12 protein-coding genes are annotated in these 14,131 nt (G+C 70.8%); 3 read left to right on the top strand and 9 right to left on the bottom strand.

The window, feature by feature from the left end:
- Nucleotides 1-2: 2 nt before the first annotated feature.
- The gene (locus EPL04_RS14160) at nucleotides 3-1,043 is read right to left on the bottom strand and encodes a dipeptide epimerase (RefSeq protein WP_134671849.1); all 1,041 of its coding nucleotides are present in this window, start codon (nucleotides 1,041-1,043) and stop codon (nucleotides 3-5) included.
- Nucleotides 1,040-2,053, bottom strand: coding sequence for a DUF1611 domain-containing protein (locus tag EPL04_RS14165; RefSeq protein ID WP_134671850.1), 1,014 nt, complete (start codon nucleotides 2,051-2,053; stop codon nucleotides 1,040-1,042). The genes EPL04_RS14160 and EPL04_RS14165 overlap by 4 nt, the downstream gene beginning before the upstream one ends.
- Before the next feature lie 186 nt (nucleotides 2,054-2,239).
- On the opposite strand from EPL04_RS14165, the gene EPL04_RS14170 reads away from it, so the two are divergent.
- Complete coding sequence (locus tag EPL04_RS14170) at nucleotides 2,240-3,643, top strand: serpin family protein (protein WP_134671851.1); 1,404 nt, start codon at nucleotides 2,240-2,242, stop codon at nucleotides 3,641-3,643.
- Between the two features lie 108 nt (nucleotides 3,644-3,751).
- On the opposite strand, the gene gdhB is transcribed toward EPL04_RS14170, so the two are convergent.
- The 3 genes from gdhB to EPL04_RS14185 all read right to left on the bottom strand — a co-directional run bounded on the left by gdhB (nucleotide 3,752) and on the right by EPL04_RS14185 (nucleotide 8,136).
- Complete coding sequence (gene gdhB, locus EPL04_RS14175; RefSeq protein ID WP_134671852.1) at nucleotides 3,752-5,038, bottom strand: glutamate dehydrogenase GdhB; 1,287 nt, start codon at nucleotides 5,036-5,038, stop codon at nucleotides 3,752-3,754.
- Between the two features lies 1 nt (nucleotide 5,039).
- On the bottom strand, nucleotides 5,040-5,189 hold the full coding sequence (locus tag EPL04_RS14180) for a rubrerythrin-like domain-containing protein (RefSeq protein ID WP_134671853.1): 150 nt from the start codon (nucleotides 5,187-5,189) through the stop codon (nucleotides 5,040-5,042).
- A gap of 82 nt (nucleotides 5,190-5,271) precedes the next feature.
- Nucleotides 5,272-8,136, bottom strand: a complete 2,865-nt coding sequence (locus tag EPL04_RS14185; protein ID WP_134671854.1) for a bacterio-opsin activator domain-containing protein — start codon at nucleotides 8,134-8,136, stop codon at nucleotides 5,272-5,274.
- A gap of 102 nt (nucleotides 8,137-8,238) precedes the next feature.
- On the opposite strand from EPL04_RS14185, the gene EPL04_RS14190 reads away from it, so the two are divergent.
- Together EPL04_RS14190 and EPL04_RS14195 are read left to right on the top strand one after the other, a co-directional pair.
- Complete coding sequence (locus EPL04_RS14190) at nucleotides 8,239-8,826, top strand: NADPH-dependent FMN reductase (protein ID WP_134671855.1); 588 nt, start codon at nucleotides 8,239-8,241, stop codon at nucleotides 8,824-8,826.
- 70 nt (nucleotides 8,827-8,896) lie between these two features.
- Nucleotides 8,897-9,916, top strand: coding sequence for an NADP-dependent oxidoreductase (locus tag EPL04_RS14195; RefSeq protein ID WP_134671856.1), 1,020 nt, complete (start codon nucleotides 8,897-8,899; stop codon nucleotides 9,914-9,916).
- Between the two features lie 22 nt (nucleotides 9,917-9,938).
- On the opposite strand, the gene EPL04_RS14200 is transcribed toward EPL04_RS14195, so the two are convergent.
- The 4 genes from EPL04_RS14200 to EPL04_RS14215 form a co-directional block, all read right to left on the bottom strand.
- On the bottom strand, nucleotides 9,939-10,673 hold the full coding sequence (locus EPL04_RS14200; RefSeq protein WP_134671857.1) for a competence/damage-inducible protein A: 735 nt from the start codon (nucleotides 10,671-10,673) through the stop codon (nucleotides 9,939-9,941).
- A 61-nt stretch (nucleotides 10,674-10,734) separates the two neighbouring features.
- Nucleotides 10,735-12,015, bottom strand: coding sequence for a DUF7405 family protein (locus EPL04_RS14205; protein ID WP_134671858.1), 1,281 nt, complete (start codon nucleotides 12,013-12,015; stop codon nucleotides 10,735-10,737).
- 38 nt (nucleotides 12,016-12,053) lie between these two features.
- Nucleotides 12,054-13,208 carry a DUF7350 domain-containing protein gene (locus EPL04_RS14210; protein ID WP_245154583.1) on the bottom strand — a complete coding sequence of 385 codons (1,155 nt, stop codon included), beginning with the start codon at nucleotides 13,206-13,208 and terminating at the stop codon, nucleotides 12,054-12,056.
- A 4-nt stretch (nucleotides 13,209-13,212) separates the two neighbouring features.
- Nucleotides 13,213-14,103: a DUF7282 domain-containing protein gene (locus EPL04_RS14215; RefSeq protein ID WP_134671859.1), complete on the bottom strand. Its 891-nt coding sequence runs from the start codon at nucleotides 14,101-14,103 to the stop codon at nucleotides 13,213-13,215.
- Between the last annotated feature and the right edge of the window lie 28 nt (nucleotides 14,104-14,131).

The following is a 14,131-nucleotide window of genomic DNA, read 5'->3' on the forward strand; positions in this document are numbered from 1 at the left end:
GGCTACTCGGCGCGGACGCCGGTTCCCGGGCGGTCGATCGCTTCGAGGTCGATCTCGCCGCCGTCCATCGGGACGCCCGCGTAGGGGTCCTCGGCGAGCAACAGCGAGCCGTCGAGGTCGGCGTAGTCGAGCAGGGGTGCGAGGTGAGTCGCCGCCGCGATCGAGGCGTTCGACTCGATCATGCACCCGAGCATCACCTCCATGCCGTGGGCGCGCGCGGCGTGGATCATCCGGACCGCCTCCCGGAGTCCGCCACACTTCATGAGCTTGAGATTCGCGATGTCGGCCTTGTCGGCGATCCGGGGGATGTCTTCGAGCGTGACACACGACTCGTCGGCCGCGATCGGCAGGACCGACTGCTCGCGGACGAATCGCAGGCCCTCGGGATCGCCCGCCGGCACCGGCTGTTCGACGAACTCGACGCCGTAGCCGTCGAGCATCTCGACCTTCCGGACGGCCTCGCGGGGCGTCCACCCCTCGTTGGCGTCGACCCGGACCGTCGCGTCGGGCGCGGCCTCCCGGACGGCCGCCAGAATCTCCTCGTCGCGGTCGGTCCCGACCTTCACTTTCAGCGTGGAGTACCCCCGCTCGACGGCGCGCTCGGTCTTTTCGCGCATCCGCTCGGCGGTGTCGATCCCGATGGTGTACGAGCTCTCGATCGACTCGGTCGGGTCGAGCCCCCAGTACTGGTACAGCGACAGGTCGAGGCGTTCACAGACCAGATCGTGGAGTGCGATGCTGACCGCACACCGGGCGGCCGCGTTGCGCTCGACGACGTCGGTCAGCCGGCCCTCGATGCGTTCGAGCTGGTGGGGGTCGTCAACCTCCTCGACGGCCGCCAGCAGGTCGGGGAGCACTGCTTCGACCGTGTCGGCGGTCTCGCCGTAGTGGGCCGAGGGCGCGGCCCCGCCGACGCCCTCGTTGCCCTCGCCGTCCGAGATCCGGACGATCACGTTCTCGGCGACCTCCTGAGTGCTCCGGGAGATGGTGAAGGCGTCTTCGAGCGGGAGCTCGACCCGCTCGAACTCGGTCGAGAGGCTCATAGGATCGCCTCCAGCACGTCGTCGGCGTCGAACCGGACGGGGTCGGTCGCCGGCGCGCCGAGTTCGTCGGCGAACGACGCGACGGCGTCGCGGGCCGCGTCGTCCTCCTCGACCGACCGGGTGTTGAGCGCGCCGGCGACCACCTCGGTCTCGTGGACCGGCCGGGCGAGGTTCTCGTAGAGGTCGACGTACTCCGCGACCGGCGGGAGGGCGGTGTCCTCGTAGCCGTGGATCGCCTCGCGGCCCGCCTCGTGACACAGCACGAGCTCGTCGGCCATCGACCCGTGGAGGATGCCGCAGGTGACCGCCGAGTAGGCCGGGTGGACGATGCTTCCCTGCCCCTCGACGAACAGGTAGTCGTAGTCGTCGCCGCGCTCGACGATCATCTCCTCGACCGCGCCGGCGGTGAAGTCCGAGATCACCCGGTCGATGGGGTTGCCCCACCCCTCGATCATGATGCCGGTCTGGCCCGTCGGGATGAATCCGGCGTCGACCCCGCGGTCGCGGGCGGCTTCGAGTAGTTCTATCGTGGCGGTCATCTTCCCGACCGAGCAGTCGGTCCCGACCGTCAGGACGACCTCCGCGTCGACCTCGTCGGCGACCCCGTCCGCGACCGAGAGGTCGGTCGGCGGGTTTCGCACGTCCCAGATGTCCCCGCCGTGCTCGGCCGCGAGCCCGGCGAACTCCTCGTCGTCTTCGAGGAAGTAGTGGAGCCCCGAGATCAGGTCACAGCCGCGTTCGAGCGCCGTCCGGATGTCCGAGCGCCACGAGTCGTCGAACCCGCCGCCGATCGGCGCGATGCCGACGATGAGCGCGTCGACCTCGGGGGCCTCGTCCATCCCCGCGACGATGGGGGCGTCCTGCACGTCGGCCACGTAGTCGGCGACCCGGCCGCCGGCGGTGTCCCGGTCGAGGACCGCCTCGACGTCGTAGTCGGAGTATCGCAACAGGCCGAGCGCGGTCTTGGCACCGTCCGGGAACTTCTCGTGAGCGAGTATCGCAACTCTCATGTCTCAACCGTCGTAACACCGGGGCTTAAAGCTCCCCGTGTCGGTAACCGCGTTCAGACGCGGTGACACGTCCGGGTTCGGCCGCCCGCCCGACCCGACTCGGCCGCCCGGACCGGAGGACAGATGACTCAAACGCGGGTTTCACCCTACAGAAAGCGTTTAGGACGCCGGACCGAACCGCCGCGCATGCCCTTCCGACGACGCGAGACGCTCGCGCTGACCGGCGCGTTTCTCGCCGGACTCGCCGGCTGTGCCGGCGACGAGCCCCGCGCGGAGACGACCGCGACCTCCGAGACGACCGACCGGCCCGACCCGACCGACACGACGACCGAGCCGACCGGCTTCGACGACTTCGAGGCGCCCGCGTTCCCCGACCCAGACTTCGCGACCGATCCCGATCTGGACGAGGATCTGCTGGCCGACCAGCTCCGCGGGAACGTCGCCTTCGGGCTCGACCTGCTGAGGGTTCTTGGCGACCGCGAGGGCGGCAACGTCTTCGCCTCGCCGTACAGCGTCTCGGTCGCGCTGGCGATGACGTACGCCGGCGCCCGCGGGACCACCCGCGAGGAGATGGCCGGGGCGCTCGACTTCGAACTCGACGGCGAGCGCCTCCACGCGGCGTTCGCCGCGCTGGAGGCCGAGTTCGCCCGGCGGAACGAGGACGGGACGGACGCGGCCGTCCGGACCGCGACGGGCGAGGCGGACGGCGAGGACGCCGGCCCGGCGTTCGAACTCACCGCGGCCAACAGCGCGTGGGGCCAAGAGGGCTTTCCCTTCGGCGAGGCGTTTCTGGACCTGCTGGACGCCTACTACGGCGCCGGGCTCAGGCTCGCGGACTTCACGGGCGACCCCGAGGCCGCCCGCGAGCGGATCAACGGGTGGGTCGCCGACCGGACGAACGACCGCATCGAGGACCTGCTCCCGAGGGGGTCGATCGACACCGCGACGCGGCTCGTGCTCACCAACGCCGTCTACTTCTCGGCGCGGTGGGCGATGCCGTTCTCCGAGGACGAAACCGAGCCCCGTCCGTTCACCGCGCTCGACGGCTCGACCGCCGACGTGCCCACGATGCGACAGGAGCTGAAGACCCGGTACGCCGAGATCGAGGGCCACCAGCTCGTCGAACTCGACTACGCGAACGGCGACACAAGCATGGTCGTGGTCCTCCCGGCCGAGGGGTCGTTCGAGGCGTTCGAGTCGTCGCTGACGGTCGACCGGCTCGCGATCATGGTAGAGCAAGCGAGCCGCGCGCAGGTCACGCTCTCGCTCCCGAAGTTCGAGTTCGAGACCGGGGTCAGCCTCGTGGAGACGCTCCGCGAACTCGGCATGGACGAAGCGTTCACGCCGCGAGCCGACCTGAGCGGGATGAGCGACGACCGGGACCTGTTCGTCGACGACGTCTTCCACCAGAGCTTCGTGTCGGTCGACGAGCGGGGCACCGAGGCCGCGGCCGCGACCGCCGCGGTCATCGCCGAGACCGCGCTCTCCGACCGGGTCGAGATGACCGTCGATCGACCGTTCCTGTTTTACATCCGGGACAAGCCGACCGAGACGCCGCTGTTCGTCGGTCGAGTGACCGAAATAGAGTGATTCGACCGCGTCCCGCCCCTGACCCGGCGCATCGCCGTCCGTGCAAGCAAACCCATGTGAAGCGAACGCGATGCGCCCACCGTGTCGGCGGTTCGCTCCGGGTGCGACCTACGGCCAGAGCCCGCGGGTCGCTTTCGCCTCGCCGATTCGACCGAGCGCGACGACGTAGGCGGCGTCGCGCCAGCTCACGTCGCGGGCTTCGACCTCGGCTCGAACGTCGTTCCACGCCGAGAGCATGTGGTCTTCGAGCTCCTCGTTGACGCGTTCGAGCGACCACTGGCGGCGGTTGATGTCCTGGAGCCACTCGAAGTACGACACCGTGACCCCGCCGGCGTTCGCGAGGATGTCGGGCACCACCGGCACGCCCCGCTCTTCGAGGATCGTATCGGCGGTCGACGTCGTCGGGCCGTTTGCGCCCTCGACGACCACGTCGGCGTCGACGTCGCCGGCGTTGTCGGCGGTGATGACGTTCCCGATCGCGGCCGGGATCAGCACGTCCACGTCGAGTTCGAGGAGTTCCTCGTTGGTCAGCGTGTTCGGGGCGTCGTACTGCATCACGGCCTCGGGCTGTTCCTCGTGGGAGGGGACCGCGTGGGTGTCCAACCCGGTCGTGTCGTAGGCCGCGCCGTTGACGTCGCTGACCGCCACCACGTCCGCGCCCCAGTCGTCGAGCGCCCGGGCCGCGTTGGCCCCCACGCTCCCGAACCCCTGGACCGCCACCGTCGCGTCCTCGATGCGCTTCCCGTAGTAGTCGATGGCTTCCCGGGCGATGATAGCGACGCTCCGACCGGGGGCTTCCTCGCGGCCGTAGCTCCCGCCGATCACGGGCGGCTTGCCCGTGACCACGCCGGGGATCGTCTCGCCTTCCTGCATCGAGTAGGCGTCCATGAACCACGCCATCGTCTGGGCGTCGGTGCCCATGTCCGGGGCCGGGATGTCGCGTTTCGGGCCGATCGTGTCGCGGATCTCGCCAGCGAACCGGCGGGTGAGCCGCTCTTTTTCCTCGGTGCTCAGTTCCTTGGGGTTCACGACGACGCCGCCCTTCGCGCCGCCGAACGGCAGGTCCATCACCGCACACTTCCAGGTCATCCACATCGACAGCCCCACGCACTCCTCGGCGGTGACCTCCGGGTGGAACCGAAGTCCGCCCTTGTACGGGCCCCGGACGTCGTCGTGCTGGGCGCGGTAGCCCGTGTACACCTCGACGCTCCCGTCGTCGCGTTCGAGCGGGACCGCGACCTCCACGACGCGAGTGGGGTGTTTGAGCCGCTCGATCACGCCCTCGTCGGTGTCGACGTGCGCGGCGGCCGCCGAGAGCTGTCGCAGGGCGGTTTCGAGCGCGGATTCGGCCTCGGCCTCGTCGGGTTCGGCGCCCTCTGCAGTGTGGGTCGCCATCTTACTCGTAGGGCATCCGTCGGTTTCGCATCGGACTCGCACACTCCGGACACCCGCCGGGGTGACCGGTGGCGCGCACCGTCTCGGCACACCGGAGACACTCGTACTCGTAGGCGTCGTCGGCGTCGTAGGTGACATCGCGTTGGCTCATGCTCGGTGACTACTGGTATCCGAGCCAGCCACATGGTCGTCGCAGTTGAATAGTAAACCGTGAATATCTCTGACACGGGTTACTATTCAACGTCCGCGGCTCCCGGCGCGGTTTCGAGCAGGGAGGCGAACAGCTTCCGCTGGATGCGGTTGACGTGGTCGTAGAACGCGGTGTGAGAGATGTCGAGCATGGCGGCGACGTCGCGGCCGGTCACGTCGCGCTGGCTGTCGAAGAAGCCGCTGTGGTAGGCCACCTGCGCGACCTCCAGTTGGCGGTCGGTGAGCTCGTCGGCCAACCGTCCGGGCCGCCCGCGGGTGTCGAGCGGACGGGTTCGCTCGCGCTGTGCGATCAGGTCCGCGCCGGGGTAGGCGTTCGAGATCACCTCGTCGATCGACCGGGCGCTGACCGAGTCGGGGACGTCCACCGTCAGCGAGAGGCCCTCGGGCGTCGCGCGCAGTTCGCGGACGAGCGCCCCGTGGTCGGCGAGAGTCCGCGTGAGAAAGTGGTCGCCGACCCGGAGACAGACCAGCCCGCCGTCGTCGGTCTCGCGGAGCGCCTCGACGCTCGTGATCCCGACCGACTCGGCGGCGGCGTCGACCACCCGATCGAGCGGCGCGCCCTCCACGGTGACGAACACGAGCGTCGTGCCGTCCTCGCGGGTCAGGTCGCTCTCGGCGCGCAACGCCGCGCCGGTCTCCTCGGCGAGCCGATAGAGCACCGCGCTCCGGTCGGCGATGCGGTACTCCAGTTCCACCGTGGTGTCGCTCCGGAGCGCCTCGGTGCGCTGGACGGCGTTGATCGCCGACGCCACCGTGTCGCCGAGCTCGCACAGCACCGACCGGACCATCTCGTCGAACGCCGCGGGCTCGTTCGCGTAGACGGTCAGCGTCCCGAACAGCACGTCGTCGTAGGCGAGCGGGATCGACAGGACCGACTGGAACCCTCGGGCCGCCGCCTCCGGACACCACTCGGCGTCTCGGAGGCGGTCGGCGACGTTCGAGACGAACGTCGCCTCGCGTTCGGTCGCGGTTCGGACGCTCGGCTCGACGCCCGCGGCGTCGACGCCGGGCTCCAGCGAGACGCTGTCGAGATAGCCCCGTTCGTCGCCCGCCCACGCCCGCGATCTGAGCGTCGCGTCCGAGGCGGCGGTCTCGCCGATCCACGCGAACGCGAACCGGTCGTCGCTCGTGAGCCTGTCGCAGACCGCCTCCTCGATGGTCTCGCGGGTCCGTGCGCCGACCAGCGCCTGATCTATCTCGCGGATGAACTCGTTCACCCGATTGAGCTGGGAGAGCCGACGGTTCTGTCGCTGGAGGGTCCGGTCGCGCTCCCGGAGTTCGGTCTCGCGCTCGATCCGGTCGAACGCCGCCTCCGCGGTCGCCGCGAGCAGTTCGGCGACCTCCTCGCTCACCTCGTCGAAGGCGTCCGGGTCCGCCGCGGCGGCCACGAAGACGCCGTGGTCGCCGAGCGGAACCGCGACGAAGTCGCCGAACTCCGAGAGCGGCGCGGGGTCGACCCCGTCCCGGTCGGCGTCCGCGCGCGTCGTGGTCTGCTCGTCGACGAACGCCCGGCTCACGGCCGTGGTCCGGTCGGGCGACAGCTCCGCCAGCCCGCCGGCCCGCTCGTCGAGCGCGCCCGCGACGGCGGCCGGCACCAGCGCGTTGGCCTCGCGGTCGAAGCGGTAGACCGCCGCCGCGGGCGTCCGGAGGACCGCGGTCGCGTCGGTCACCACCTCGGTCGCGATCTCCGACTTGGTCTCTGCGTACAGGAGGTTCCGGCTCGTCTGGTGGAGCTGGGTGAGCGCCGTCTCGCGCTGTTTGCGCTTGGTGATGTCCCGACAGCTGTAGAGGGTGGTCCCGCCCTGAATCGAGACCTGCCGGACGTTCACGAGCAGGGTGTGCTCGCGGCCGTGCTTGTCGGTCGCGGTGCACTCGACGTTCGTCAGGACGTTCTCGGCGTCGAGCCGGTCGCGATCGAACAGGTCCTCGCCGAGGAGTTCGTCGATGGTCCCGAACTCGTAGAGCTCCTCGACGCTGTAGCCGAAGATGAAGTGGACGTTCGGACAGACGTAGGTGAACGCCCCGTCGTCGTCGGTGACCAACACCGTGTCGGTCATGTTGTTGAGCGTGACGCGGTGTAGCTCCTCGGACTCGCGGAGCTCCTCTTCGAGCCGGACGCGCTCGGCGACCTCGTGGCCCTCGACGACGAGGCCGGTGACGTCGTCGCCGACCGGCCGGACCGTGAACTCGAAGCGGCTCCTGTCGTCGCCGGCCAGACCCGCCTCGAAGGTGGCGTACTCGCCCGCGGCGCCCCGCCGGACCGCGCGCTGGAGGTCCCGGCGCGAGTCGTCGAAGCTCACCCACGGCAGTCCCCAGAACCGCTTGCCGATCGCGGCGCTCTCGTCGAGCCCGAGCGTGTCGAGGGCCGCCGGGTTCGCCCGGACGACCGTCCCGTCGGGATCGAGGACCGCGACGAACCGGTCCGGGTCGGCGAAGAAGGCTTCGAACCGGCTCGCCTTCGCCGCCCGATCGCGGTCCTCGCGGGCTCGGGCCACCGCGGTCTCACACCTGCTCGCGAGGTCGTCGTCCGCGCCGCCGTCGCCGATCGGGACGTAGCCGTCGACGCCCGCCGCGACCGCCTCGCCGGCGAGCGATTCGGTGCCGTCGATCGGCGCGAGCACGAACGCCACCGACGATCCCGCCGATCCGAGCGCCTCCAGCAGATCGAGCCCCGTCCCGGCGTCGAGGCGGTGGGCGCTGACCACGCAGTCGACGTCGGACGACCGGCCGGTCACCGCCCCGAGCGCCTCCTCGCGGTCGCCGACCGACCGCGCCGCGAGCCCCTCCCCGCCGAGCGCCGGTCTCACCCGCTCTCGCCACGGCTCGGGTCCCACGAGGAGGACCGATACGGGACCGCTCGCGTCCCGAGGTGACCGAGTCGTATCCATCGTTTCCGCTATGGAACTCCCGGCGATAAAGCTTCGTATCGTCGGCGGGAGGCGGGACGCGCCGGGGCCAGCGATTAGTGGATCGCGGGCGAACCGACGGGTATGACCGATTCACCCCGAATCGCCGCACTCTGTGGCAGTCTCCGCGACGAGAGCACCACCCGTGTGGCCCTCGGGCGCGCGCTCGACGGCGTCGAGGCCGCCGGGGGCGACCCCGCGCTTCTCGACCTGTGCGAGTACGACCTGCCCGCGTTCGACCCCGACGTCGACGCGGCGGCGGCGGGCGACGCCGCCGCGCTCGCCAGCGAGGTTCGGGCGGCCGACGCCGTGATCCTCGGGACGCCGATGTACCACGGCTCGTACTCCTCGACGCTGAAGACCGCGATCGACTACTGCGGGTTCGAGGAGTTCGGGGACAAGACCGTGGGACTGCTCGGAGTCTCGGGCGGCCAGTTTCCCATCACCGCGCTCGAACACCTCCGGTCGGTCTGCCGGGCGCTCGACGCGTGGGTCCTGCCGTATCAGGCCGCGGTGGCCCGCTCGCACGCGGCGGTCCGAGACGGCTCGTTCGCCGATCCGGACCTCGAAGCTCGGGTGGTCCGACTCGGTGAGGAGACGGTCAGGTACGCCGACATCGAACCCACCCCGTCGACGATGGAGAGCGAGGAGAACGTCGGGGCGACCGAGTAACCCTCGCCGAGTCGACCCCGAACCTGCCGGGACCGCAGTGCCCTTCCGGCCGGCCGTCCACGGTCGAACCATGAGCGACACCAACCGGAAGTACCTGCTAGCCGAGCGCCCCGACGGCACGCCCGACCGCGAGACGTTCGAACTGGTCGAGCAAGCCGTCCCCGACCCCGCGCCGGGCGAGGCGCTGGTCCGGACGCTGTACCTCTCGGTCGACCCCTACATGCGCGGTCGGATGGACGCCGGCGAGTCGTACGCCGAGCCGTGGGACGTGGGCGAGCCCCTCCGTGCGGGCGTCGTCGCCGAGGTCGTCGAGTCCAACGGCGCGGGCTTCGAGGCCGGCGACGTGGTGACCGGCAACCTCGAGTGGGCCGACTACGCCACCGCGCCGGGCGCCCAACTCCAGCCCGTCGATCCGAGTCTCGGGCCGATCTCGACCGCGCTCGGCGTGCTGGGGATGCCCGGCCGGACCGCCTACTTCGGCACCCGCGAGGTCGCCGACCCGAAGGCCGGCGACACGTTCGTCGTCACGGGCGCGGCGGGCGCGGTCGGCTCGGTCGCGGGCCAGATCGCAAAGCGATCGGGCGCCCGCGTGGTCGGGTTCGCCGGCTCCGACGAGAAGGTCGCGTTCCTCGAAGACGACCTCGGCTTCGACGCCGCCATCAACTACAAGGCGACCGACGACTACCGGGCGGCGCTCGACGAGGCCGCGCCCGACGGAGTCGACAGCTACTTCGACAACGTCGGCGGCCCGATCACCGACGCCGTCTTCTCGAAGCTCAACGTCGACGCCCGGGTCGCGGTCTGCGGCCAGATCTCGCTGTACAACGCCGAGGAGCTACCGACGGGACCCCGGAAGCTCGGCACGCTCGTCGAGACCCGGGCCCGCGTCGAGGGCTTTCTGGTCGGGGACTTCGCCCCCCGGTTCGAAGCCGCGACCCGACAGCTCGCCGAGTGGGTCGCCGACGGCGAGGTGACCTACCGCGAGACGGTCACCGACGGGCTACAGAACGCCCCCGACGCGTTCCTCGGGCTGTTCGAGGGCGAGAACGTCGGCAAACAGCTCGTGAAGGTCGGCGAGCGCGAGGCGTAGCGACCCGACGCCGCCCGCGTGATTACTCCTCGGCGCTGACCTCGACCCGATCGCGGAGCCACGCGGCCGCCGCCGCGACCGCTTCGGAGTCGGTTCCGGTCACCTTCAGCCGGTTCTGTTCCTCGGTCGCGGGGTAGCTCCCCACCGTCACGTCGAATCGCTCGCGGACGCCCGCGACCGCCTCGACCACCGACGCCTCGGGCTGTGGGGTGTACAGCGTGGTCGAGACCGCGTCGCCGCTGAACTCTCCGGCGACTGTTTCGAACAGCGCCTCCATCTCGGCGGGGACGCCCGGGAACGCGTAGACGTTCTCGACCACACAGCCCGGACAGAGCCCCTCGGGGTTCATCAGCGGCCGGCTCCCCGCCGGGAGCGCGGCCCACGCGTCGACGTCGATGTCGAGATCGTGGGCCGCGACCGTCTCGGGGTTCTCGTCGCGGTAGGCCGCGACGGTCGCGACCACGTTTTCGCGGACCGCGTCGTCGACGACGAGGTCGCGGTCGAACGCGTCGGCGACCGCGTCGGCGGTCACGTCGTCGTGGGTCCCACCGAGCCCGCCGGTGACGACCACGGCGTCGAACGCCCGGGCCCACTCGGCGACGGTGTCGCCGACGAGCTCGCGGTCGTCGGGCACCGTGAGGATGCGCGCGACGGTCGCGCCGCCCTCGGTGAGCCGGCTCGCGAGCCACGTCGCGTTCGTGTTCGCGGTGTCGCCCGCGAGCACCTCGTCGCCGACGGTGAGGATAGCGACTTCCATCGACAGGACCCAGGGCGCTCGCGGACAAAAGCGGCGCGGTCGGCGCGCGCCGGCCGGGTCCCTACCCGGACCGCGGCGTCGGGAGCGCTCGCCGGCTCCGGGGCGGGAGGAGGTAGTTGCCCCGGCGCTTGACGAACGTGTACTCGAGGATGCCGTTGTTCACCCGCTGGCGGATCTCGAGGTTGCGGGTCTGCTCGGTGCCGTTCATCGCCTCCCGGGTCTTCACGAAGTCGGCGATCGACCGCTGGAGCGACAGGAAGTGGACCCCGGCCTCGTCGCCGTCGGTCGAGTTGAAGTCCCGCCGGAGGATGATCGGCGAGCCGTCCTCTCGCACCGTCGCGTTCTTCTGGGCGTGGCCGATCCGGCCGTGCTCGCGGGCGGTCGCGTCCAGATCCTCGGGACACTCCTCGACCCGGCTCGAATCGCCGAGTTCCTCGCCGGTCTCCTCGACGAGGCCCTCCTCGGCGTGGAACGGACAGAACATCTCGCCCACCCGTTCGTCGTGGTCCTGCTCGCCGTACCAGTCGTCGAGCCGGAGCCGGATCTGGGAGATCTGCTGGGTGGTTCCGTCGGCGAACGGCCCGGACTCGATCGCGACCCGGTCCTCGCTCGCCTGATTCTTTCGGAACCCCGACTTGAACCCCATGTAGAGCGGGGCGTCCTCCGGGACCGGCTCCGAGTCGGGAATCCCGGCGACGTCCTGATTCTCGGCGGGCAGGCCGTCGCCGATGAACCCCGTCCGGCGGTCGACCCGCTCGAAGGCGTCGGCCAGCGACGCCTGCATCTCGACGTCGCCGAGCGACTCGCGGTCGCCCATCAGCGCCTCCTCGGCCGCCAGCACCGCCTCGCCGTGGTCGCTCGCGAGGTGGACGACCGCGTCCGGCCGGTCGAGCGCCGGGTCCTCGAACGACGAGAGCGCCTCGGGTTCGGGCAACTCGACCGATTCGGGGAGGTCGGCGCCGAACCGCTCGAAGTACGCCGGCGAGTAGCTCACGGTGAAAAGCAGGCCGTCGTTGCTCCACTCGTAGGCGCGTTCGAGGCTCCCGAGCGCCGCCTCGGTCCGCTCGCGGTCGGCGTCGGTCGGCTCGCCCTCGCGGGCGTAGTCGAGGTACAACAGCACGCGGTGGCGGGGCCCGAGGTGGTTGCCCGCCTCGTCGGTCGCGACCGACTCGTCCCACGCGAACTGTCGCTCGGGGAGCGACTGTCCGCCGTCGGGCGGTCGTGCGGCGTCGGGCGCTCCCCAGCGTTCGATGCAAGCGTCGAGTGCGGGCGCTCCCCCGATCGCGACGGCCGTTCGGACGAACGCCCGGCGCGACAGCCCCCGGTTCGCACTCGGTGTCATCGCCCCGTAGGTATGGGACGAACTCCCAAGAGTGTTTCCTACACCGTCAGCTCCATCTCGGGCATGTCGAGAAACGCCGTCTCGTACCCCTGATGGCGGGCGACCTGCGGCGGCGTCGACACCGACAGCGCGACGGTATCGCCGGCCGCCAGCCCCGGGACGGCCGCGCCGTAGTGGTAGCCGGCCTCGGGGTCGAGCGTCCGTTCGAGTCGGCCCTCGAACGCGGTCTCGCCGTCGCGGGTGACGGCGGCCTCGACGCCCATCATCGGCAACACGAGATCGTTGTACGGCGTCCGGGCCGACGCGAGGAGGTACGGCTCGCCGTCGGTGAACCGGCCGGCCTCGTCGGCGGGCACCCGGCTCACCGCGAACCGGGCGTCGCCGCTCTCGGCGGTGCCGACGACCGATCCCGGAAGCTCCTCGGGCGCGGGCGCGCGACCGAGCGGCAGTGCCTCCATCTCCATTGGCCGGAGCGCGCCGCGCTCGCCCGCCTGATCGATCTCTCGAATCCGGATCTCCGAGCGGGTCGCCTCGGTGAATGTCAGTTCGAGCTCCGCGGTCGCCGGCTCGCCGAACCGGCCCTCGAACGCGCCGGTCCGAGGGATCTGGAGCCCGCCGACGCTCACGCGCACGCCGTAGGTGCCGTCGCCGTCGAGCGTGAAGTTCCCGCCGTAGTGAAAGCCCATCCGCTGGGAGAGCATCGGGTAGATGACCTCCTCGGAGACGAGTTCGCCGTCTCGGGTGATCTCGATCGACAGCCCCGCCTCGGGCAGGACGGTGTCGGTCTCGGGGTCCCACACTTGCGCCATGACGTGGGCCGAGGCGTCCGGGGACAGCGGCTGTCTGGACCGGTCGCTCCCGGTCACCGTCCAGAAGACGTGCGGGACGGTGTACAGCAACGCGACCGCGTAGTCGCCGACCTCCGCGGTCCCCTGCATCGACATCGATTCGAGGAACGGCTGGACGTAGACGCCCTCGGGCCGGTCTTCGACCGTCGTGCGCTGGGGACCGGCGGTCTCGTTCCCGGTCGTGGTCTCCTGTCGGTTCGGTCGGTCGCGCGTCGAGGCGCCGCCGACGGCGCCCGAGAGCGCCGTCCCGGCGGCGAGCCCCGACCCGAGAGCGAGAAACGCGCGCCGCCTCATCGTCGCCCGTCGGTCGATCGGTCCGTCGTCTGTGCCGGTGTCGTCGGTCATTGGATTAGCTCTGTGTGGTCTGGTTCTCGGTCGGCGTGTTCACGAGCGACTCCTCGGTCGTCGTCGCGGTCGGCTCGGCGGTGTTGACGAGGCCGCCGTCCTCGCCCGCCTTCCGGAGGTCGAACAGCGACCCGACCGTCGCGTCGCCGACGGTCACGGCCTCGTCGGCCTCGGGGTCGAACTCGCCGTCGCCGTCGTCGGCGTGGATCATCGCGTACAGCCGGTAGCGCTCGTCGAGCGACTCGTAGAACGACTCGTCGATCTCGACGGTCACGTTCTGGTGGACGCCCGGCTCCAGGCGGACGTGACCGACCACGTCTCCCGGCGAGTAGTCGTCTTCGACGGCGTGGATCGCGAGGTAGCCGGGCTCGGCCAGCGACGCGTTCTCGATCGCGACGGTCGGGCCGTCGGTCGCCTGTCGGGCCCCCGACGCGCTCGCGGCGACGACGTACGACCGCCCGTCGTCGGTCTTGCCGACGCTGATCTGCGTGCCGGCGAAGCTACCGAACGACCGGAAGAGGTCGTCGTCGCCGTTGGGCTCGAACTCGCCGTCGCCGTCGTCGCGGTGGAGCGTCGCCCAGACGGTCGTCGCGTTCGTCTGCTCGGCCCAGTACTCGGCGTCGGCGGTGACCGACACCGCGCTCCGGTAGCCCGCCCCGAGGCGCTCGTACCCGAGCACCCGGCCCGGACTCTCGCCGTCGTCGGCGCGGACCGCGAGGTAGCCGCCGTTCTGGAAGAAGAGGTTCTCGACCACCACCGTGCCGTCGCTCGAAAGCTGGGCGTCGGCACTGAGGTGGTTGCCGTGCGCGGTCGCGATGCCGGCTCCGAGCGCGACGGCGCTCCCGACGAGCAGGCAGGCGACCGCGAGTGCGAACGTGCTGTTTGTCGTTGACATTGGGACGAAACTGTGGTCGGACGGGGTC

It is taken from the genome of Halorussus marinus (assembly GCF_004521895.1).
GTDB classification, from domain to species: Archaea; Halobacteriota; Halobacteria; order Halobacteriales; family Haladaptataceae; genus Halorussus; species Halorussus marinus.